The 21796-nt window shown below is 67.2% G+C and carries 21 protein-coding genes; 15 read left to right on the top strand and 6 right to left on the bottom strand.

The genetic code is table 11. The annotated features are described in order from the left end of the window. Positions 1 to 85 precede the first annotated feature (85 nt). From RJ1_RS15395 to RJ1_RS15345, 11 genes are all read left to right on the top strand, one after another. On the top strand, positions 86 to 784 hold the full coding sequence (locus RJ1_RS15395) for an alpha/beta hydrolase (protein ID WP_073361210.1): 699 nt from the start codon (positions 86 to 88) through the stop codon (positions 782 to 784). A gap of 44 nt (positions 785 to 828) precedes the next feature. After that, positions 829 to 2193: an aminotransferase class I/II-fold pyridoxal phosphate-dependent enzyme gene (locus RJ1_RS15390; RefSeq protein WP_073361209.1), complete on the top strand. Its 1365-nt coding sequence runs from the start codon at positions 829 to 831 to the stop codon at positions 2191 to 2193. A 150-nt stretch (positions 2194 to 2343) separates the two neighbouring features. Then, positions 2344 to 3735 (top strand): LLM class flavin-dependent oxidoreductase, encoded by a 1392-nt coding sequence (locus tag RJ1_RS15385; protein WP_073361208.1) that lies wholly within the window; start codon positions 2344 to 2346, stop codon positions 3733 to 3735. Positions 3736 to 3770: 35 nt separating this feature from the next. Beyond that, positions 3771 to 5294, top strand: coding sequence for an ABC transporter substrate-binding protein (locus RJ1_RS15380; protein ID WP_073361207.1), 1524 nt, complete (start codon positions 3771 to 3773; stop codon positions 5292 to 5294). After that, positions 5291 to 6316, top strand: a complete 1026-nt coding sequence (locus RJ1_RS15375) for an ABC transporter permease (protein ID WP_073361205.1) — start codon at positions 5291 to 5293, stop codon at positions 6314 to 6316. Before RJ1_RS15380 ends, RJ1_RS15375 begins: the two co-directional genes overlap by 4 nt. Positions 6317 to 6322: 6 nt before the next feature. Next, entirely contained in the window at positions 6323 to 7180 is an 858-nt protein-coding gene (locus RJ1_RS15370; protein ID WP_073361203.1) for an ABC transporter permease, read from the top strand. After that, the gene (locus RJ1_RS15365) at positions 7170 to 8036 is read left to right on the top strand and encodes an ABC transporter ATP-binding protein (RefSeq protein ID WP_073361202.1); all 867 of its coding nucleotides are present in this window, start codon (positions 7170 to 7172) and stop codon (positions 8034 to 8036) included. The genes RJ1_RS15370 and RJ1_RS15365 overlap by 11 nt, the downstream gene beginning before the upstream one ends. Beyond that, on the top strand, positions 8029 to 8856 hold the full coding sequence (locus RJ1_RS15360) for an ABC transporter ATP-binding protein (protein ID WP_073361200.1): 828 nt from the start codon (positions 8029 to 8031) through the stop codon (positions 8854 to 8856). The genes RJ1_RS15365 and RJ1_RS15360 overlap by 8 nt, the downstream gene beginning before the upstream one ends. Before the next feature lie 174 nt (positions 8857 to 9030). Then, positions 9031 to 9540: an NADPH-dependent FMN reductase gene (locus tag RJ1_RS15355; protein WP_073361197.1), complete on the top strand. Its 510-nt coding sequence runs from the start codon at positions 9031 to 9033 to the stop codon at positions 9538 to 9540. Continuing rightward, positions 9537 to 10037, top strand: coding sequence for a flavin reductase family protein (locus RJ1_RS15350; protein ID WP_073361195.1), 501 nt, complete (start codon positions 9537 to 9539; stop codon positions 10035 to 10037). Before RJ1_RS15355 ends, RJ1_RS15350 begins: the two co-directional genes overlap by 4 nt. A gap of 5 nt (positions 10038 to 10042) precedes the next feature. Then, positions 10043 to 10780, top strand: a complete 738-nt coding sequence (locus RJ1_RS15345; protein WP_073361193.1) for a GNAT family N-acetyltransferase — start codon at positions 10043 to 10045, stop codon at positions 10778 to 10780. Positions 10781 to 10796: 16 nt separating this feature from the next. Here RJ1_RS15345 and RJ1_RS15340 read toward each other — a convergent pair whose 3' ends face one another. The 6 genes from RJ1_RS15340 to RJ1_RS15315 form a co-directional block, all read right to left on the bottom strand. Continuing rightward, complete coding sequence (locus RJ1_RS15340; RefSeq protein WP_073361191.1) at positions 10797 to 12071, bottom strand: NtaA/DmoA family FMN-dependent monooxygenase; 1275 nt, start codon at positions 12069 to 12071, stop codon at positions 10797 to 10799. Continuing rightward, positions 12071 to 12994 (bottom strand): MetQ/NlpA family ABC transporter substrate-binding protein, encoded by a 924-nt coding sequence (locus RJ1_RS15335; RefSeq protein WP_073361189.1) that lies wholly within the window; start codon positions 12992 to 12994, stop codon positions 12071 to 12073. Before RJ1_RS15335 ends, RJ1_RS15340 begins: the two co-directional genes overlap by 1 nt. Positions 12995 to 13032: 38 nt before the next feature. Next, a complete protein-coding gene (locus RJ1_RS15330) occupies positions 13033 to 13725 on the bottom strand; it encodes a methionine ABC transporter permease (RefSeq protein WP_073361187.1) in 693 nt (230 codons plus the stop codon). Next, positions 13722 to 14741 (bottom strand): methionine ABC transporter ATP-binding protein, encoded by a 1020-nt coding sequence (locus RJ1_RS15325; RefSeq protein WP_073361185.1) that lies wholly within the window; start codon positions 14739 to 14741, stop codon positions 13722 to 13724. The genes RJ1_RS15330 and RJ1_RS15325 overlap by 4 nt, the downstream gene beginning before the upstream one ends. Before the next feature lie 146 nt (positions 14742 to 14887). Beyond that, a complete protein-coding gene (locus RJ1_RS15320) occupies positions 14888 to 15814 on the bottom strand; it encodes an LLM class flavin-dependent oxidoreductase (protein ID WP_073361184.1) in 927 nt (308 codons plus the stop codon). Positions 15815 to 15857: 43 nt separating this feature from the next. After that, complete coding sequence (locus RJ1_RS15315; protein ID WP_073361182.1) at positions 15858 to 16238, bottom strand: DUF3592 domain-containing protein; 381 nt, start codon at positions 16236 to 16238, stop codon at positions 15858 to 15860. A 249-nt stretch (positions 16239 to 16487) separates the two neighbouring features. Here RJ1_RS15315 and RJ1_RS15310 point away from each other — a divergent pair, with 249 nt between their 5' ends. From RJ1_RS15310 to RJ1_RS15295, 4 genes are read left to right on the top strand one after another with little or no spacing between them, the layout of a single operon-like run. Further along, positions 16488 to 17453: an ABC transporter permease gene (locus tag RJ1_RS15310; RefSeq protein ID WP_073361180.1), complete on the top strand. Its 966-nt coding sequence runs from the start codon at positions 16488 to 16490 to the stop codon at positions 17451 to 17453. Continuing rightward, entirely contained in the window at positions 17450 to 18319 is an 870-nt protein-coding gene (locus RJ1_RS15305; protein ID WP_174694991.1) for an ABC transporter permease, read from the top strand. The genes RJ1_RS15310 and RJ1_RS15305 overlap by 4 nt, the downstream gene beginning before the upstream one ends. Beyond that, complete coding sequence (locus RJ1_RS15300; RefSeq protein WP_073361178.1) at positions 18319 to 20001, top strand: dipeptide ABC transporter ATP-binding protein; 1683 nt, start codon at positions 18319 to 18321, stop codon at positions 19999 to 20001. The genes RJ1_RS15305 and RJ1_RS15300 overlap by 1 nt, the downstream gene beginning before the upstream one ends. A gap of 56 nt (positions 20002 to 20057) precedes the next feature. After that, positions 20058 to 21683, top strand: a complete 1626-nt coding sequence (locus tag RJ1_RS15295; RefSeq protein WP_073361176.1) for an ABC transporter substrate-binding protein — start codon at positions 20058 to 20060, stop codon at positions 21681 to 21683. Positions 21684 to 21796 lie beyond the last annotated feature (113 nt).

Below are 21796 nucleotides of genomic sequence, written 5' to 3'. Positions count from 1 at the left end.
GAGCATTAGTCTTGTTCCGCCTCGCGCGTGTGGGTCAGGGTGACGCTGTCAATCCCGTGAACAAGCACCCCGAATGAGGTAATCAGTGGACATCGACTGGCTGGAACCCGAAGCGACCACACGAGGCTCGGTGATCGTCATCGCCGGCCGCGGCGAGCGTGCTCACGTGTACCGCCGGTTCGCCCGCCGGATCGCATTCGACGGTTACCGCGTCGCGGTGGTTGAAAACGACCTTGGGGCGGCCGGTCGGGTGATCGCAGATGCCGAGGCCGATCTCCCTGTCGTCGTGGTCGGATCGGACAGTGGTGCCCTCACCGCCCTCGACGTTGCTGCCGGTCACCCGGCGGTCACCGGGGTGGTGGCGGCCGGTCTTCTCGTCGCGGGTGCCGATACGTTCTCGGGAGAGTGGGACGGCGAACTCGAGATCCGCTCCGCCTGTCCGGTGCACCGGGGCGTCCTGTCCTCGACCGATGCCCTCGATCCGGGGGCACTCGGTGGGGAAACGCCGGTGGCCACGGCAGACTCGGTGGCCCACGTGCAGGTTCCCGTCCTCGTCGTGCACGGAGGCGCCGACGTCCTGAGCCGGGCAGCGGACGTGCGCACCGTCATCTCCGCGTTGCCCGACGCTCGGGTCGTCGTCGTTCACGAGGGGCGCCACGACATCCTCAACGACGTGTCGCACCGGTCGGTCGCCGCCGAGATCGTGCAGTTCCTCGAGCGACTCCGCCTGCCCGGCACACCGGACGTCATTCTCCGCGAACCGGCCGGTGCACTCGCGACCTGACCGCGCCCAGGGGCCGGTGGTGGTTGTCGATCGAAGGGGTGTGGATGTCAGCGGTGCTGGAGTCGGAGACGATTTCTCCGAAGTGGTTGCTCGAACGGGTCGACGGCCGCACCGGGGAACTGGCCGATGCCGTCGCCGACCTCATCCGGTCGGGCGACCTCAGCCCGGGCGATCGACTGCCGACCGTCCGCGCACTCGCGAAATCGACCGATCTCAGTGTCGGTGCGATCGTCAGCGCCTGGGGCCGGCTGCAGGAGCAGGGATTCGTGCAGACCCGCCGCCGTGGCGGCACCGTCGTCCTTCCCCCGCTCGACAGCGTGCCCGAGCGCGGCATCCCCGACTGGCGTGGCGTCGACCTGGCGCAGAATGCGCCCGACCTGGCACTGCAGCCGTCCCTGTCCGACGCCCTGCTGTCCAGTCTGGACGCGGAGACGTTGAATGTTTTCGGCCGTGAACTGATGACCGAGCGTTTGAAGGATGCCGTCGCTCCGGGGTGGCCGTTCGAACCGGAGGCCTGGGCGACCGCGGGCGGGGGTACCGAGGCATTGTTGCTGGCCGTGGAGGCGGCAGCTCCGCCCGGATCGATCGTGGCCGTCGACGAGCCCCTCGGTCCGGGCGTTCTCGACACCCTCCGCGACCTGGGGCTGGATGCAATCGGTGTCGGCGCCGACCGCGACGGGCCCCGGCCGGACGCTCTCGACGCGGCCCTGACGGCCGGTGCCGTCGCGTTCGTGTTCCAGCCCGGTGCGCCGTTCGCGGTCGATCATGCGGTCAGCGCGGAGCGCACGCGTGAACTCGCCGAGGTGCTGCGCCGGCATCCGTCGGCGTGGATCGTCGAGGACGACTCGATCGGTCCACTCGAACCCGAACAACCCCCGTCCGTCGGAGGCGAACTACCGCAACGGGTGGTCCGGATCCGCAGCTACTGCAAGGCATATGGGATCGACGTGCGGACCTCGGTTCTCGCCGGGTCGCGCGAACTGATCGAGAAGGCGATGAAGGTGCGCAGCCACGGGGTGGGCTCGAACAGCCGCATCCTGCAGAACACCCTCGCCCACCTGGTCGGCAGCGCCGACGCCGAACGCGTGGTCACCGCCGCGCACGAGCGCTACGCCACCAGGCGAGCGTCTTTGCTGGCGGCCCTGATCGACCGCGGCATCGACGCATTCGCCGGCCCGCACAGTCTGGTCGTGTGGGTCGCGGTGTCGGACGAGACGGCGGCGCTCGTCGCGTTGGCGCGGCAGGGGATTTCCGTGGGGGCGGGCTCCCGCTCGTTCGTCGCGACACCCGCACGGCCACTTCTCCGACTGTCGGCCACCCAGCTACCGGACGACGCGGAACAGATCGGGCAGCTCGCGGACGTGGTCGCGACGGCTGTCGCGGAGTCGTCGCGGGAGTTCTTCGACTGATCCGACTTTGTTCGACAGCGTTGCCGGACATACGAAATATGTTTTGAAACATCGAGAATTTAATACTCTGCACGCGGCATTTTGCTCCATACACTTCAACCCGGCGTGCCGAGGCAGGTGCCTGACGGCGGACGACGAAGGAGCGAGATCATGACGAGACGGCAACTGAAATTGGGTGCTGTCCTCACGCCCACCGGTGGGCCGGGGCACCCGTACACCTGGTTGGACCCGGACATTGCCGGTGACGCGAGCGTCGACATCGACTGGTACATCCGCTATGCGCGTCTGGCCGAGCAGGCGAAGTTCGATCTCGTGTTCATCGTCGACAGCCAGTTCATCACCCCCGACTCGCCCCCGCACTACCTCAACCGGCTCGAGCCGCTGACGCTGCTGTCGGCCCTCGCGGTGGCCACCGAGCGCATCGGTCTCGTCGGAACGCTCACCACCTCGTTCAATCAGCCGTTCAACCTCGCCCGGCGTTTCGCGTCCCTCGATCTGATCAGCCGCGGCCGCGCCGGGTGGAACGTGGTCACCAGTGGCGACTCGGGTACCGCCGGAAACTACGGCCTCGAGGAACATTACGACTACGCCACCCGCTACGGCCGGGCACTCGAGTACGTCGAGGTCGTCAAGGCGCTGTGGGACTCCTACGAGGACGATGCCTTCCCGCGTGACCGGGAAGCCCGCCGCTTCCTCGACCCGGACAAGCTGCACACCCTCGATCACCGGGGTGAGCACTTCTCGGTGGTGGGCCCGCTCAACATCGAACGCTCGCGGCAGGGGCAGCCGGTGATCTTCCAGGCCGGCGACTCCGACCAGGGCCGTGACCTCGGAGCGCGGATCGCCGACGGGATCTTCACGCACGCGCCGAGTTTCGAGGCCGGTGCCGCGTTCTACGCCGACCTCAAGTCCCGGGCCGCGGCCTACGGTCGCGCTCCCGAGGACATCGTGATCCTGCCCGGCGTGACGGTCACGGTGGGCGACACCGACGCCGACGCACGCGAAATCGAGCGCACAACTCAGCTCGCGGACAACGACTTCGGTAAGTCTCTCCGGGAATTGGGCCGGCCCTTCGGCTGGCACGACTTCCGGCAGTACGACCTCGACGCGCCGTTCCCCACCGAGGCCCTGCAGCACGCCGAGCGGAGTTTCTACACGCAAGCGAAGAAGATCGCGGACCTCGCCGCCGATCGGGGGCTGACTTTGCGGCAGACGGTCGAGGCGCTCAGCGCGCCCAAGGTGTCGCCATTCACGGGCAGCGCCGAGACCGTCGCGAACGAGCTGCAGCGCTGGCTGGACGGCCACGCCCTGGACGGCATCAACATTCACATCGGGCACCCGGCACAGTTCCAGCGCTTCGTCGACGAGGTGCTGCCGATCCTGCGTGAGCGCGGGGTCGTCCGGGACGACTACGAGCAGGACACCCTGCGCGGCAACCTCGGGCTCCCCTTCGCAGAGAACCGGTACACCCGTGCCCGGAGGGACGGCATCGACCCCGCCCCGCTGCCCGGCACCACCGCATCGCTGTCCGCGAGCGTCTGAAACACCACCCCCTTTTGCATGGTCAGGAGCACCCAGTGAGCAAGAAGAGCCGGCGGATCGTCGGCGCCGTAATACTCGGAGTGATCGTCGGGCTCGTCGCCACCGCATGCGGCGGCGGCAGCAGTTCGGACGGCGCCGAGGTCAAGTGGGCGTTCAGCCTCCCGACCTCCTGGGACCCGGTGACGAGCCGGACCGGAAACGACATCAACACCATCAGCCTCGCGTACGCGTCGCTGACCCGGCTCGACGCCGAGGGGAACGTCGAACCCTCGCTCGCCGAGAGCTGGAAATACAACGGCGACGGCACCGCGGTGACCTTCACCCTGCGTGACGGTCTGACCTTCTCCGACGGAACCGCGCTCGACGCCCAGGCGGTGAAGGCGTTCTTCGACCGCGGCAAGACCCAGGACGATTCGTTCCTCCGGGACCAGCTCGCGGGTGTCGCCGACGTCTCGGCCGACAGCGCCACCGACGTGACGTTGCACCTGACCGACGCCGACTATCAGATCCCCTACCTGGTCGCCGGACGCACCGGTGCCATCGCCAGCCCGACCGCGGCAGCCGACCCGCAGAAGCTCAGCGTGTGGCCGGTCGGGGCGGGCCCGTTCACGATCACCGATTTCGTCGCCGAGGACCACGCGTACTTCGAGAAGAACCCGAACTACTGGGACGCCGACAACATCCACATCGACCACTTCGACCTCAGCGTCGCACCCGACCCGGCGACGCTCGTCGCCGGTGTCCAGTCCGGCTCCATCGACTTCGCGACGCTGCCGGCACTGCAGTCCAAGGAAGCCGAGGCCGCCGGTCTCGACGTCACCGTGAAGCCGTCGCTGGCCGCGAACGACGTCTCCATCAACCTGAACAAGGCCCCGTTCGACAACCCGAAGGTGGTCGAGGCGTTCCGCTACGCATTCGACCGCCAGGCGTTCGTGGACGTCGTCACCAACGGTCTGGGGAGCACGACGAGCCAGCCGTTCCCCGACGGGTACCTCGCGTTCAATCCCGAGATCGAGAAGCTCTGGAACTACGATCCCGACAGGGCATCTCGCCTCCTCAACGAAGCGGGCTTCGCCCCCGGACAGTTGTCGATCGAGATCACCGCGCAGTCGGCGGCCACCAACCGGGCCGAGCTGGTGCAGTCGCAGCTGAAGAAGATCGGCGTCGAGTCCACCATCAAGGTGGTCCCGCCGGGATCGTCGACGTGGCAGAGCGAGGTCTACATCGCGAAGAACCCGCAGCTGGCGACGGACGGCACCATCGGGCGTGAATCCCCGGTGCAGAACCTGCTCGCCGTCTACGGTCCGGAAGGCATCATGAACCTCAGCGGCCCCCACGCGTCGCCGGAGTTCACCACCGCGCTCGATGCCGTGCGTCGCACACCTCTCGAGGATCCGGAGTACAAGCCGCGGTTGTGGCAGGCCGTCAAGGTAGGTGTCGAGCAGTCGCCGACGAACTACCTCTTCAGCAACCCGTGGATCATCGTGTCCAACCCGGACCTGAAGAACCTGAACATCCTGCCGTCCCAGGTGCGGTGGGAAGGCGTCACGGTCTCGTGACCACCGCAGACGTCCAGGCCGCCGGCACCGGGAGAACATTCGCTCTCCCGGTACCGGCGGGTGCCCTCGGCGCGGTGCTACGGGTCGTGCTCGGCACCGTGCTGATCGTGGTCCCGGTGTTCCTGTTCTCCACCCTGATCACCTTCCTGCTCGGCGCGGCCAGCGGGCTGAATCCGGCCGCCGGGATCGCCGGCGACGCCGCGACCCCGGAGACGATTGCCCGCATCAACGCCGAATTCGGGCTGGACAAGCCGGTCTGGCAGCAGTACGTCGACTGGATGTCGAGCATGCTGAGCGGCGACCTCGGGGTGTCGTGGTTCAGCAAGATCCCGGTCAGCGAGTTGATCGGGGAGCGGCTGGCCGTCAGTGCCTCGATCGCGGGTGTCGCGCTGGTCATCGGACTCGTGCTCGGCGTCGGACTCGGGGTGCTCGCCGCCGTCTACAAGGGCAGCCTGCTCGACCGGTCGATCACCGCCTACACGTCGGTGGTCTCGACGCTGCCGCCGTTCGTCATCTCGATCGGACTGATCCTCGTTCTCAGCGTGTGGTTGCACTGGCTGCCGTCGGCCGGGTACGTCCCGCCGGACGAGGACTTCGGTCGGTGGCTGTCGCTGATCATCATGCCCGCGATCGCGTTGAGCATGGACGTCGTCGCCGACATCGCGCGGCAACTCCGCACCGGATTGGTCGCGGAACTGGATCAGAACTACGTCACCGGCGCGGTGGTGCGGGGCATCAGCCCGTCGCGGATCCTGTTCGTGCACACACTGCGTAACGGCAGCGGGCCGGCGCTGTCGATTCTGGGGATGAAGATCCCCACGCTCATCGGCGGCGCCGTCGTGATGGAGACCATGTTCTCGATGCCCGGCTTCGGTCGCCTCGCCGCCGACTCCGCCCTGCGCGGAGACGTTCCCATCGTTCAGGGAACGCTCGTCGTGGCGATCGTGTTCGTGCTGTTCTGCAACATCGTCGTCAATATCGCTCAGAGCGCCCTGCAGCCGGCAACCAAGCGGAGAGACTGAAATCCCATGCTCACAGCAATCCTGCGGTACCACTCCGCTCGCGCCGCGCTGGTCGTCCTCGGGCTGATCGTGGTGCTCGCGGTGTTCGGACCCGCGCTCGCACCGTTCGACCCGCTCGAGCAGGACACGTCGGCAATCCTGCAGGGCCCGAGCGGAACTCACTGGCTCGGGACGGACAACGTCGGACGGGACGTGTTCAGCCGACTGCTGGCCGGTTCGACCGTGTCGGTGCTGTCGGCGCTGCAGTGCGTCGTCGTCGGATTTCTCCTCGGAGTGATCCCGGGGTTCCTGTCGGTGTACCTGGGGCGCAGCGTGGAATGGTTCACGCTGCGGCTGATGGATGCGCTCATCACGCTGCCGTTCCTCGTGTTCGCCGTCGCGATGACCGCGCTGCTCGGAAACGGGCTCGCGCAGGCGATGTTCGCGGTCGGCATTCTCATCGCACCCGCCTTCTACCGGGTCACGCGCGCCGCGGCACTGACCGTCGCCAACTCCCAGTACGTCGAGGCCGCCGAACTGATGGGGGCCGACACGTCCTGGATCATCCGTCGTCACGCGGTGCGCAAGGTGCTGCCGGCGGTGGGGGTGACGTTCGCGGCGATGACCGGAGCCAGCCTCGTCATCGTGTCTTCGCTGACGTTCCTCGGGATCGGCGTCGTTCCGCCGGACCCGACGTGGGGCGGACTCCTCGCCAGCGGACTGCAGTACTTGTACCAGGTTCCGTTCGGCCCCGTGGTTCCCGCGCTGTTGATCGTGGCGACCGTCTGGGCGCTCAACGCCATCGCCGACGCGCTGCGGGATGCGACCGGCCAACCCCAACGACGTGCCCGCAGGAAACAGGAGGTCACCTCGGATGTCCACTGACACATTGGATGCCACGTCGGCACCCGCACCCACCCGGCCCGACCGGCCCGTGCTCACCGTGAGCGATCTGCGCATCGCGCTCGACGACGGAACCGAACTGGTCCACGGCGTCGACTTCTCCCTCGCGCGCGGCGAGGCCCTCGGGATCGTCGGCGAATCGGGCAGCGGTAAGTCGCTGACCTGCCGGGCCATCCTCGGAATCCTGCCCGGCGGAATCGGTGTCACCGCAGGCTCGATCGACTTCGACGGCATCGAACTCAGCGACCTCGGTCGCACACACTGGCGGCCACTGCGGGGCACCCGAATCTCCGCGGTATTCCAGGACCCGGCGTCCTATCTGAACCCCTCCATCCGAGTCGGGGAACAACTCGCCGAGGCGCTCCGGTCGACCCTCGGGCTGTCCCGCGCCGATGCGAAACGCCGCGGCCTCGAACTGTTCCGGAAGATGGGCCTGAACGATGCCGACGCCGTGTACCGCCAGTACCCGCACGAATTGTCCGGGGGCATGCTCCAGCGGGTGCTCATCGCGATCGCGGTCTCCGCGGAACCGGAACTCCTGATCGCGGACGAGGCGACCACCGCCCTGGACGTCACCGTGCAGGCCGAGGTGCTCGACCTCCTCGAAGACCTGCGCCACGAACTGGGTCTCGCTCTCGTCCTCGTCTCGCACGACCTCGCCGTGGTGGCTCAGGTCTGCGACAGCGTGATCGTCATGCGGGACGGTGCCGTCGTCGAGTCCGGGCGTGCGGAGGACCTGCTCACCGCGCCCCGGCACGAGTACACCCGCCAACTCGTCGACAACCATCGGGAGTACGGGCTCGAGTCGTTCATCGGGAAGGAGTCGGCTCGTGTCTGAGTCGTTGCTGCGCCTGACCGACGTCCGGGTGGAGCGTGGGACCCGTGGGAACCGCAAGCAGATCCTGCACGGCGTCGACCTGACCATCGGCGCCGGCGAGAAGGTGGGACTCATAGGTGAAAGCGGCTCCGGGAAAACGACACTGGCCCGGACAATTCTCGGGCTGATTCCGACGACGTCCGGGTCCGTCGAGATCCGTGGTCAGCGGGTCGACGACCTGTCCACGGCGCAACGCAGGGCGCACCGTCGCGCCGGGGCCGTGCAGTACGTGTTCCAGGATCCGCTGCTGAGCCTCGACCCGGACATTCCGGTGGGCGAATCGATCGCCGAGGGACTGATCGTGCGCGGCGGGCTCGACCGCGACGTGGTGCGGTCACGCGTGGCAGCGGTGGTGAGCAGTGTCGGGCTCGACGCCGATATCGCGGCGCGGATTCCCGCGGAGCTGTCGGGCGGACAGCGGCAGCGGATCGCGATCGCGCGGGCCCTCGTCCTGGATCCGGCGCTGTTGCTGCTCGACGAACCGGTGAGCGCCCTCGATTCGGTCAACCGCATCCAGATCCTCAAACTGCTCGCCGAATTCGGGGACTCGAGGCAACTCGCTCAGCTGTTCATCTCGCACGACCTGGGGGCGGTCGCGGCGCTGGTCGACCGGATCGTCGTGCTGCACCGCGGCAACATCGTCGAGGACGGACCCACCCACCAGGTGATCTCTGATCCTCAGCATCCCTACACCGCGCTCCTCGTCGGGTCGGCTCCCACGTTGAGCGGCGGCGCCGTGTCGCGGGAACGTCGCCGCGAACTGAGGCTCCGCCTCCCGTGAGTACTTGTTAACCGCGGGCGGTTAACAAGTACTCACGGGCGCCGAAGGCGCAAGGGTTCCGATCGCCGTGATTCGAAAGATGAGTCGCGACTTCCGTTCCAGCCCTGCAATATTCGACCGGAACCGCCGAGTGCTCTAGGGTGGCTGGGTAGACACGCGAGAGGTGATGTAGCGATGAAGGTAACGGTAGTGGCGGGCAATCCCAAACCCGGTTCACGGACGCTGGACGCAGCCGGTCTGGTCGCGACCGCGGTCACGGGGGCGGCCGCGGGTTCCACGGTCGACGTGATCGAGCTCGGGGCGGGTCTGCTCGGGTGGGGTGACGAGAAGGTCGCGGCGGCGGTGGACACCGTCGCATCGTCGGATCTCGTCGTCTTCGCGAGTCCGACGTTCAAGGCGTCGTACACGGGTGTGTTGAAGCTGTTCCTCGACCAGTTCGCAACGGGGGACGGGTTGAAGGACGTCGTGGTGGTGCCGCTGATGCTCGGTGCCGGACCGGCGCACGCCATGGCGCCGGACCTGCTGCTCAAGCCGGTGCTCGTCGAACTCGGTGCGACGGCCCCCGCGCCGGGTCTCTACCTCATCGACACCACCTACACGACCGACACACGTATCGCCGACTACGCCGAGCGGTGGGGTTCGATCCTCACCGCGGCGGCCCGCACCCGGACGGAACTCGCATGACACACACAGACGGCACGCTGGACCAGACATCGCTTCGGGAGGCCTTCGGACATTTCCCGAGCGGCGTCGTCGCCGTCTGCGCCGAGGTCGACGGCGAGCGCGTCGGGATGGCGGCGAGCACGTTCGTGCCCGTGTCGCTGGAGCCGCCGCTGGTCGCGTTCTGCGTGCAGAACACGTCGTCGACGTGGCCGAAGCTCGCCGACCTCGACCACGTCGGGATCAGCGTGCTCGGTGAGGCGCACGACGCGGCCGCGCGTGTGCTGGCGGCGAAGACCGGTGATCGGTTCGCCGGGCTCGACACCGAGACCACCGACGGCGGCGCGTTGTTCATCGACGGCGCGTCGGTGTGGCTCGACACCACCGTCACCCAGCAGGTGCCCGCGGGAGACCACGCGATCGTGGTCCTGCGGATCAACGAGCTGAGGGTGCAGTCGGAGATCGAGCCGATCGTGTTCCACCGCAGCCGCTTCCGCTGGTTGCGCACCGTCGCGTCGTAAGCCCCGTGGCGACGGAACTGACCGTGCCGGCGAAGACGGGCGTCCATCCTCTGGACGACGCAATTCGTGAATCCCTGCGCGGCGCGCACGAACATTTTGCCAGGTGGTCGGGCAGGGTGGCGCGGTACCACCCGGATGTCGCGCCGCACGTCGGCCACCCGGCGACATTGGGGGACGAGGACTGGGCGGATCTCGCGACGCTGCTCGGTCCGTCGGCGACGGCCGCACTGCGCGGATTCGGGCACACCCCGCCGCCGGGCTGGGAGGTGGTGGATTCCTTCGGTCTGGTGCAGATGGACGGCACTGCGCTGGACGTCGAGCCGGATTCTCGAGCGGAGGTTCTCGGACCGTCGGACGTGCCGGAGATCCTGGACTTGATCGGCCGCACCCGGCCCGGACCGTATCTTCCGCGCACCATCGAGATGGGAACCTACCTCGGGTTTCGGGTCGACGGTGAACTGGTCGCGATGGCCGGCGAGCGGTTGCATCCGCCCGGCTGGACCGAGATCAGCGCGGTCTGCACCGACGAGCGTTTCCGGGGCCGTGGATTCGGCGCCCGCCTGGTGCGTGCCGTCGGCGCCGGCATCCGTGCACGCGGTGAGATCCCGTTCCTGCACGCCGCGCAGGCGAATACGACGGCGATCCGCCTGTACGAGAGCCTCGGCTTCACTCTTCGGCAGCAGTCCGCGCTCACCGTCGTCCGGACACCCGCGGAGGCGGCTCCGCCGCCCGTGCGCGGTTAGCGAGTCCCTACACTCGTTAACCACTCACGGGGAGCGGAGCGCCCTCGAAGCGCTCGCGGAGGGTGGACTCGGCGTATTCGTACCGGAAGATCCCCTTCTCGCGGAGGAGCGGCACGACGTGATCGACGAAATCGGTGAGCCCGGAGGGGAATCCGTCCGGCATCAGGTTGAAGCCGTCCGCCGCGCCCGCCAGGAACCACGCCTCGATGGTGTCGGCGATCTGTTCGGGCGAGCCGACGACGAGCCGGTGGCCGAAACCTCCCGCCTTGCGAAGCAGTTCGGACACGGAATACCGGCTTTCGAGGGCCAGTCGCACGACCGCTTCCCGGAACCCGAGGGACCCGGAGAACGACGGATCGACCGGAGCCAGCAGCAAGTCCTCCGGGATCGGCCGGTCCGGGTCGAGCGAGCTCAGGTCGACGCCGAGCATGCCGCCGAGACGTTCGGCGGAGAAGCCGTCGGCGGCCTTGGATTCCCAGTCCTCGTACCGGGCGATCGCCTCGGCCTCGGTGCTGCCGACGACGGTGACGAGGCCGGGAAGGATCTTCACTGCCCCGGGATCGCGACCGTCGGCGCGCGCGACATCCTTCACCTCCCGGTAGTGCTGCCGCCCGGCGTCGAGCGTGAGCTCCGCCGAGAACACCGCGTCGGCGCTGCGACCTGCCAGCGCGCGGCCCTGCGGGGAACCACCGGCCTGCACGAGCAGGGGGTGGCGCTGCGGCGACGGCGGCACGGGCAGCACGCCGTGAACGTGGAAGTACTCCCCGTCGTGGTGCACCGGGACCTGCGTGGTCGCCGATACCCACAACGCGGTGACGACGTCCACGAACTCGGTGGCCCTGCGGTAACGCGACTCGCGGTCGGGAATTTCGGAGAGCCCGAAGTTGTGGGCGGTGCCGGCGTGGAACGTCGTGACCACGTTCCATGCCACCCGACCACCGGACACGACGTCGAGGGAGAGGAACCGGTCCGCCAACTCGACCGGGTCGTTGAACGTCGTCGACGCCGTGCCGATCAGCCCGAGATGTTCCGTCGCGCTCGCCACCACCCCGAGAACGGTGGTCGGTTCGAGGGCCCGCGTGGGCTTGACGGCGGGATCCTCGCGGAGGGCCGGGCCGTCCGCGAGGAACAGGGCGTCGAGTGTGCCGCGCTCGGCGATCTGCGCGACCTCGGTGTAGTAGTCCGGGTCGATGAACGACGTCGGGTGCAGGTCGGGTGCCCGCCACGCGGACGGGTGGAACCCGACGTCCAGCACGTTGACGTTGAGGATGACCTCTCGCTGCCCGGACATCAGCCGGCAGGCTTCGCGGCCGCGCCGTCGACGTTGGTCTGGCTCCGGTCGGTGGCCCGCGCCGATTCGATGCTCTGCGCCACCCGGGAGAAGAACGGGTCGCTGTCGATGAGCTGACCGATCCGCGGGTCGTGGTAGGTGTCGAGCAGCGGCGCGAAGTCGGGGTTGTCCTTGTTCTTCTCGTTGATGACGACCTCGATCCAGTACAACTCGTAGGCGGGGGCGTTGAAGACGATCTTGTCGTCGGGGACGTCGGCGAGGTCGAAGTTGGATCGCCAGCCCAGCGCCAGATCGACGTCGGGGAGTGTGCGCGGCAGCTGCGCCAGCGCTGCCTCGGTGAACTCGAACGACTTCGGGTTGTCCTTCACGTCGCGGATGGTGACGCGGGACGGGTCGACACCGTCCTTCAGTGTCAGCTGGCCGAGGTCCTGCAGGGTCTGCAGCGCCTGCGCCTGATTCGACGGGTCGTCGGGGATGGCGACCTTGGCGCCCTTGGGTAGATCCTCGAGCTTGTCGTACTTCTCGGAGTAGCCCGAGAACTTGAGGACGTACCAGTCGCCGGCCGCATACAGTCCGAGGTTGCCGTCCTCGTTCTGCACCCGCATCCACTCCTGGTGCTGGCTGTGGTTGGCGTCGATGTCGCCCTGGGAGACGGCGAGGTTCTTGAGCTTCGAATCCTCGATCTGCACCGGTTCGACGGTGATGCCGTGGTCGGGGGCGAGTTTCGCGACTTCCTTGGCGAGTTTCTCGTCCAGGATCGATCCGGCGGTGTAGCCGATCTTGAACGTGGTCTGCGGGCCGTCGCCTTCGGTTCGGTCGTTGCCTCCGGCGCCGCACGCGGTGAGGAGGAGTAGCACGGTGGCCGTCAGTCCGCCTGCCGCCACAGCGCGGGCGCGCGTCACCGAGCGGGGTCGAGTCGTCATGGGAGTTGTCCTCTGATCTGTGTGGGGTGAAGGGGGATTCAGCGCCGGTTGGTGAGACGGGCGGCAAGGTCGCCGACGAGCTGGATGACCTGGACCAGCACCACGAGCGCGATGACCGTTGTGATCATCACCGTGTTGTCGAATCGGTTGTAGCCGTACGCGATGGCCAGGTTGCCGATGCCGCCGGCTCCCACCGCCCCGGCGATCGCCGACATGTCGAGGATGCCGATCAACGCGATGGTCAGAGCGCCAATGATGGTCGGAACCGCCTCGTGCAGTTGCACTTTGCGGATGATCTGGAAGTTCGACCCCGCCGACGCCCGCCCCACTTCCACCACTTCGGGGGGTACGTCCCGCAGCGAGTTCTCGATCAGGCGCGCGACATACGGCGTGGCGGCCAGCGTCATCGGAACCGCCGCCGCCTGCACCCCGAGCGACGTGCCGACGACGAATCGGGTGAACGGGATGATGGCGGCCATCAGTACCAGGAAGGGAAGTGACCGGCCGAGGTTGACCACCCAGCCCGCCACCGCGTTGATCGTCGGGTTGGGGAACAGTCCGCGAGGCGCGGTGTTGTGCAGGACGACCGCCAGCGGAGTGCCCAGCAGGATCGCGAGGATCACCGTGATCCCGACCATCTGCACGGTTTGCTGCAGGGCGGGGAGGAACAGTTCCGGAAGTTCCTCGACCGGCGTCGAAATGGCCAGAACCGCAGTGCCCGGGGCGCTCATGCCGCGGCCTCCTCGGTGGCCTCGTCGGATGCCGACGTGTCGTCGACCCGTGTTCCGTGGAGGCCCCAGGACGACAGAAGCTCGCCGACGGACGGGTGCTCACCGCCGACCGAGATGGTGACGCGCCCGGCCGGGCGTCCGCCGACCGATTCCACCGTCCCGGACAGCACGCCGATCGACCGTCCGGTGGCCGCGCCGAGAAGCTCGATCCAGTTGGCGGGGACTGCGTCGGAGCCGTAGGTGACGTGCCAGAGCACGTCCCGGGCGTCCGCGGTGATGTGTGAGCGGTCGGGGAGAAGTCCGACGCCGAGTTCGGAGTGGGGATTGCGGAGGAGTTCGATCACCGGGCCGGATTCGACGACGCGCCCCGCGTCGAGAACGGTGACCACGTCGGCGACCTGGCGGACGACGTCCATTTCGTGGGTGATCAGCACGATCGTCAGCCCGAGGTCGTCGCGCAGTTCGCTCAGCAACGCGAGGATGGATCGTGTGGCGGTGGGGTCCAGTCCGGAGGTCGCCTCGTCCGACACGAGGACCTTGGGGGCGAGGGCCAGCGAGCGGGCGATCCCCACCCGCTGCCGCTGCCCACCCGACAGTTGCCGGGGATAGAGGTCCGCCTTGTCGGACAGACCCACGCGCTCGAGCAATTCCTCCACCCGCGCCCGCCGCTCGGAACGCCCGACACCGGCGAATTCGAGTGGCAACGCAACATTCTCGGCGGCGGTGCGCCGCGCGAGGAGGCTCGACGCCTGGAAGATGGTGCCGATTGCGCGCCGCTGCTCCCGCAGCCGGCGTTCGGACAGTCCGGAGACGTCGGTCCCGTCGAGAAGGATGCGACCTTCCGTCGGACGCTCCAACAGGCTGATGATGCGCGACAGCGTGGTCTTGCCCGCACCGCTCTGGCCGATCACGGCCGCGATCTGGCCGGTACCGACGGAGAAGTCGATCTCATGGAGGACTTCGACGGAGCGGGCCCTCTTCCCGAATCGTTTCGTGACGGAACGGACTTCGATCATGCTGCACCACCTGTGTCGGGCGACGGCACCTCGGATCGGCCGTCTGGAGGGGATCCTGGCCTGCGGACGGGCCAGTGGATTCCCGAAACGATAGGCGGAGGTAAACGGAAAGTCATGTCTAAGAATCGACTTGATCGGAAGGACTGCTAGTTCTGCGTGCCCGGGTAGACCGGACGGGGATGGGACGGCGCCGGGGCAGGTTCGGGCAACCGCAGCGTCGCCCTGAGCGACCGCTGCCGGTATCCGCCGGGCCGGGAGGGCCTCGGCCATGCGGAGAACCCCCCGCCGATGTCGGTGACCGTCGCGATGTGACCATCCACCTCGGAGGCGTCGGGATCGTCGACGACGAAGAGAAGCGCGTGGTCGCGTACCGCCCGGCCGTGACGTTCGGCATCGCGGCGATCCAGCACGACGATGTCGGAAACCTCGGCAGCAGAAACGATATCGTCGCCCTCCTGCGCCCACCAGGCGACGGGTATCTTCTGCTGCGGGGGTGTGGGGACGTTGAGGGGGCCGGCGATGTCGAAGATGCCGTGGTGATCGGCGTAGACGATCCGGTCGGAATCGGCGAAGCGCACGTCGTCCGGGCGTCCACGGATTGTGTCGGCCGGCCAGCTCTCCCACAGTGTGCGGGAGGCGTGGATCGCGTCGGTCGTGACCGCGGAACTCGGCCCGGACTCGATCCACACCCCTGCCCGGGCCAGGTTGCCCGGCGCCGAGCGGTCTTCCGCACCGGTGAGCCAGCCGACGCGCCCGCGGCTGGTGTGATCGAGTGAGGCCAGCCGGCGGGCAAGGTTGTACGGGTGGTCGAGGTGGGGGACCGCGGTGACGAAGACGCCGACGTCGTCCGTGGCGGCGATCAGTGCTGCGGCGGACACGCTGGGCGACAGGGCCGCGGTGGGCCGGGGAGCGGTCCGCGACACGCGTTCGACACCGAGCAGGACGAAGTCCGCCCCCGTTCGGTTGACGAACGCGGCGAGTTGGTCGACCCGTCCGCGACGTATGGCGTCGACGAGCACATGCTCACCGAGCGCAAGCCCGTAGAAGGTCCTGCTGCGCTGGATCACGCTCATCGGAGTTCTCCCGTTCTCGGGTCGAGGGGCAGCTGTCGTGGGGTCAAGGGGTGCCTCCTGAGAAGAGGGTGGAGATCGCGAGGGTGAGGGACGTGAGTCCCAGCGCGACCAGGAGTATCGATACGGACGCACTGCGCCGGAGGACGCTGGTCCGGGGATTCTGCGGGTCGTACCACAGCCAGAGAACCTGTCCGACAACGAATTCTCGGCTGCCAGTGTCGTTCAGGGATGCGCCGGGGTCGAATGTCCTTCGCCGGCCGACGAACTCGTCGGCTCCGACCCGGTACGAGTAGCTGACCGGGCGTCGCGCGTCGACGACCTCGCACTCGGACTCGGTCCACGACCTGGATCTCCACAGCGCGAGAACGCCCGGAACCCCGCGGAGCAGGAGGAACGCGCCCGAGACGATCCAGACGGTGATCACACTGCGACGCTACGACCGCGACAGTGACGCCGTACACCTTTCTCCGCAGCGTGAGCGGAATGGTGCGCTTCCCTGGTTCCCTGCCCGTCGGGCAGGTCTCGAATAGTGTTGACTGACAGTAAATTAATCAGTGGTTGAAATCAGGACGAGTGGAACGCTCGGAGAACGCGGGGCCGAAGCTCTACGGTTGCTGCGCAGACGAATATCGCAGAACTTCCCTATCCGGCAGCATTCCCGAAGGTGCGCGTAATGAGACAGAACTACTGGTACCTGGCGCGAAGGGTGGGGCAGGCGTTCGTCGTGATCGCCCTGGCCTACACCCTCGTGTTCTTCGTACTCAACGTTCTTCCGGGCAACCCGATCGAATCGCAGATCAACAGTCCCGAGAACCCGATTTCGGTGGAGGACGCCGAGGTGCTCATCGCCTATTACAACCTCGACAAATCGGCGTTCGAGCAGTTCTTCCTCTCCGTGCAGCGTCTGGTCGTGCACGGCGACCTCGGTTACTCGCTGACCTCGGGCAAATCCGTGGAGCACCTGCTGTTCTCGGCCCTCCCGTCGACTCTGAAGCTGGCATCCGCGGCGTTGCTACTCGCCATCGTGTTCGCCTTCGGCATTGCCCTGACCGCGGTGTTCGCCAAGGCGGCGCGCATCCGTGAGGCCGCCCGCGCCATACCGGCGGCGTTCCTGTCGACGCCCTCGTTCATCGTCGGGTTGTTGCTGCTGCAGTTCTTCGCGTTCGGACTCGGTCTCGTCTCGGCCATCAGAGACGAGGGTGTGCGCTCGGTGCTTCTGCCTGCCGTCGCGCTGGCCATCCCGGTGTCGGCGCCCATCGCGCAGGTCCTCATTCAGGGGTTGCAGAACGCGTCGGGGCAACCGTACGTCGATGTGCTCCGGTCGAAGGGGCTGACGGAGAACCGGATCATCTTTCGGCACGTCCTCAAGAACGGGTCGATCCCGACGATCACGATCGTGGCCATCACGATCGGCGAACTCCTCGCGGGTTCGGTGATCACCGAGACCGTGTTCTCCCGCACCGGAATCGGCTATCTCACGGAGCAGGCCGTCCGCAACCAGGACACCCCGGTCATTCAGGCGGTGGTGATTGTGGTGTCGGTCATCTTCGTGGTCGCGAACCTCTTCGCGGATCTCGCGTACCCGCTCGTCGATACCCGTATCTCCCTCGCGCCGGACAAGAAGGTGGTCACAGCATGAGCGTTCAGGCGACCGTTCGGTGCCCAGAGGCCGGTCCCGCGGCCGCAGTGCGGGTGTCGTGGGTGCGCAGGCACGGACTGAGCGTCGGCGACGTCCTGTCGGTGGTGTTCCTGCTCCTGGTGCTGGTGTGCATTGTCCTGCCAGGAGTGCTGGCCCCCTTCGATCCGCTGGCGGAGTCCCCGGATCATCCGCTGGAGGCGCCGAGTCTCGGGCATCCGTTCGGTACCGACTACATCGGCCGCGACGTGCTCAGCCGCGTCATCCACGGGTCGGCGACCACGATCAGCGGATCGATCGTCGCGGTGATTCTCGGACTGGTGGTCGGCAGTCTGCTCGGCCTGACCTCTGCGTACTTCGGCCGAGCGTACGACACAGCCGTCAGCCGTGTCGTCGACGTGTTGCTGTCCATTCCGGCACTGCTGCTGGCGATCACCATCATCGTCGCGCTGGGCTTCGGAACGGTCAACGCCGCCATCGCCGTGGGCGTCTCCTCCGTGGCGATCTTCTGCCGGTTGATGCGCTCGGAGGTCCTCACGATCAAGCACCAGCCGTTCGTCGAGGCCAGCGAACATCTCGGCGCCAACAGAATCTGGCTGCTGGGACGCCACATTCTCCCCAACGCATACTCCTCGGTGCTGTCCCTGGCGGCGCTGCAGTTCGGCTCCGCGATCCTCTCCATCGCGGCACTGAGTTTCCTCGGGTACGGCGCACAGCCGCCGAATCCGGAGTGGGGCCTTCTCATCGCGGAGGGCCGCAACTACATCGCCACCGCACCGTGGTTGGTGGCGTTTCCGAGCGCGGTCATCATTCTGACCGTGCTCAGCGTCGGCAAGTTGAGTCAGATCGTCCGGAAGCAGGTGGGTTGATGACAGCGGTTGCGGAAGCACCGGCCACGAGTTCTGCCGCGCAGCAGGAGAACGGTCCGTTGTTCGTGGCCAAGTCCCTGCACATCGAATACGCGCCCGAGTCCCCGCACCTCCCGGCCATACAGGTGGTGGACGATGTGAGCTTCCGACTCGAGCGCGGGCAGACGCTCGCGGTGGTCGGCCAGTCGGGTTCGGGCAAGACGACCATCGCGCGGGCGGCCATCGGACTCCTCCCGGGCAACGGCCGGATCTCCTCCGGGAGTGTGCACATCCTCGGCCGGGACGTGACCCGGTACGGGCAGAACCAGTGGCGCGACCTGCGCGGCGGCACCATCGGTTTCGTGCCGCAGGATCCGCTCGGATCGCTCGACCCCTTGCAGCGCGTCGGCGACCAGGTCGCGGAAACGCTCCTCGTGCACGGGCGAGCCTCCCGCCGGGACGTCCGGGCGAAGGTGACCCGTCTGCTCGATCGCGTCGGTATTCGCAATCCGGCCGAACGAGCACGGTCGTACCCGCACCAACTGTCGGGTGGCCAGTTGCAGCGCGTCCTGATCGCCATCGCGATCGCCGTCGAGCCGGCGGTGCTGGTGGCGGACGAACCGACGTCGGCGCTCGACGTCACGGTGCAGAAGCGCATCCTCGATCTGCTCGCCGACCTGCAGGAAGAACTGGGCCTCGGCATCCTGTTCGTCACCCACGACCTGGCGCTGGTGCGCGAGCACAGCGATTCGGTCTTGGTCCTCAACGAGGGTCGTGTCCGTGAGTCCGGACCCGCGAGCGACGTCCTCGATCGTCCGAAGGACGCCTACACCGTCACGCTCATGAGCGACGCACCCGCGCTGTCACCCGACAAGTATGCCGACCGTCGCGCGGGCGCCGACGTGTCCGGGCCATCACTCCTCGATGTCCGGAACCTGACGAAGACGTTCCCGACCGGTAGGCGTGGCAAGGGGCAACCGTCCAGGGTGGCGGCGCTCGACTCGGTGTCGTTCTCCGTCGCCCGGGGCACCACGCACGCACTGGTGGGTGAGTCGGGCTCAGGCAAGACCACGACGGCCCGAATCGTCGCCGGACTCAGCACGTTCGATTCCGGTGAGGTGTTCGTCGACGGCCGGCCACTCGGCACCGATCCGCGGTCGTACCGTCAGAATGCGCGAGTCCTGCAGACGGTGCAGCAGAACCCGTTGGCCGCGATGGACCCGCGCTACACCATCTTCGACGTGATCGAGGAGCCCCTGCGCATCGCCGGATCGGGTGACCGGGCACGTCGGCGGTCCGCGGTGCGTGACGTGCTCGACCGGGTCGCGTTGCCGTCCGACGTGCTCGGGCGGAGGCCACTGGAGATCTCGGGAGGTCAACGTCAACGGGTGGTCCTGGCGCGCGCGCTCGTCCTGGCCCCGCAGATCCTGGTGCTCGACGAGCCGACGTCGGCACTGGACGTCACGGTACAGGCGCAGATCGTCGACCTTCTGGTCGATCTGCAGGCTCAGCTCGGTTTGACGTACCTGTTCATCTCCCATGATCTCAGCCTGGTTCGTCAGATCTCGGACACGGTGACCGTGCTCGAGCACGGCCGCCTCGTCGAGTCCGGTTCGATCGCGCAGGTTTTCGGCAACCCGGCGGATCCGTACACGGCGCGCCTGATCGATGCGGTCCCCGGCAGGATTCCGCTCACCGCGTGAATGCCGCCGCCCATCGAATTCGACGCCACTTCACACAACTCGGAGGTTCACAGCTCATGGCACGCAGGTTCGGACGCTTCCGCGTGGCGGCGTGCATCGCGGCGACTGCGGTGGTGGTGGCATCCTGCGGTCAGGCGCACGGCGTCACCGGAGCGGGATCGCAGGCCAAGGACGGCGGAAACCTGGTGTATCTCGACGCCGAGGTGACGGCGTCCATGCAGATCCAGGTGTCGTATTGGCAGAACAGCCTGGTCAAGGATCAGCTTCTCGACAGGCTGGTGTACCAGGATCCGGACACATTCGAGTTCGTGCCGTGGATCGCGGAGAGCTGGACTGTCGACGCGCCCGGCACCACCTACCAGTTCGTCATCCGCGACGGTGTCACCTACAGCGACGGCACTCCGCTGGACGTGGCGAGCGTCAAACGCAACATCGAGTGGCTCGCCGAAGGTGACAAGCCGAAAGGGATTCCCCGCAACGCCTGGTTCCCGAAGGTGACGGCTGTGGACACGGATCCGGGTGCACGAACTGTGACGGTGCGCCTCGCCGAGCCGAATGCACCGTTCCTGGCCGCGTTGTCGATGAACACCGCCGGCCTAGTTGCGGACGCGACCATCGACGCGAGCAAGGAGGATCAGTCTGTGGTGACCAATCTGATCGGCAGCGGTCCGTTCGTCGCGGAGTCGGAGATCCTGAACAAGGAAATCAAGCTGGTCAAGCGTCGCGGGTACGACTGGGCGCCCGCCACGGCGAAGCACCAGGGTGAGGCGTACCTGGATTCGGTGACGGTCGTACCGATCGAGGAGGACAGCATCCGCGTGGGTGCGCTGCGCTCGGGAGAGGGCGACGCCCTCCGGTACACCCAGCCGCCGGACGAAGCGCTGCTGCAGACGGAGGGCTTCACGGTTCTGGGCCTGCGCACTCCGGGTCTGGCCAACGTCCTGGACGTGCGACAGACCGCCGATTTCGTCGACGACGTCAACGTGCGCAAGGCAGTGATGTACGGGATCGACCGGGATCAGATCGTGTCCACGCTGTATTCGGACAACTGGAAACCCGCGAACAGCATCATCACCGAGGGCGCGCTGGGGTGGAAGGACCGTTCCGACGAGGTGCGATTCGACCCGGACGAGGCCAATCGTCGGCTCGACGCGTCGGGTTGGACCACGCGGAACGCCGACGGGATCCGGCAGAAGGACGGCAGGCCACTCGAACTCAGCCTGTACATCGACGTCTATGACCACACGTCGAAACCGTTGTACGAACTCGTCCAGCGGCAACTGCGTGCGGTCGGGATCTCGCTCCAGCTGAAACAGACCGACTTCGCGAACTATCCGAAGGCGACCGCGGATCCGAAACTGAGCCTGCGCCGCAACGGGTGGCCCACGGCCGACACCTTCCGCCTGACTCAGAACTACGACAGCGACCAGGGTGATCTGTTCCAGCTCGAAGGCACCGATCCGTATCTCGACGGCCTGCTCCGTTCGCAGGTCACCGAAACCGACCGGAACAAGCGGATCGCGTTGATCGAACAAATCCAGGATCACGTGATCGACAACGCCTACACGATCCCACTGCTGCTGGATACCCAGATCTTCGCCGTCGCCCCGCACATCCACGACTTCCGCAATGCCGCCAACTCGGTGCCCTGGTTCTACGACACGTGGACCGAGCGGAAGTGAGTGCTGCTGCGGAACAGTCTGTTTCGCTGGGCCGTGAAACCAGAATCAGACTGAGTGCAACGCTCGTCCCGGGGCCGATGCTCTGGGAAGGTGACGACAATCGCGGAAAAGGG

The organism is Rhodococcus jostii NBRC 16295 (assembly GCF_001894825.1).
GTDB lineage: Bacteria > Actinomycetota > Actinomycetes > Mycobacteriales > Mycobacteriaceae > Rhodococcus_F > Rhodococcus_F jostii.
This window is presented reverse-complemented; position numbering and strand designations above follow the sequence as displayed.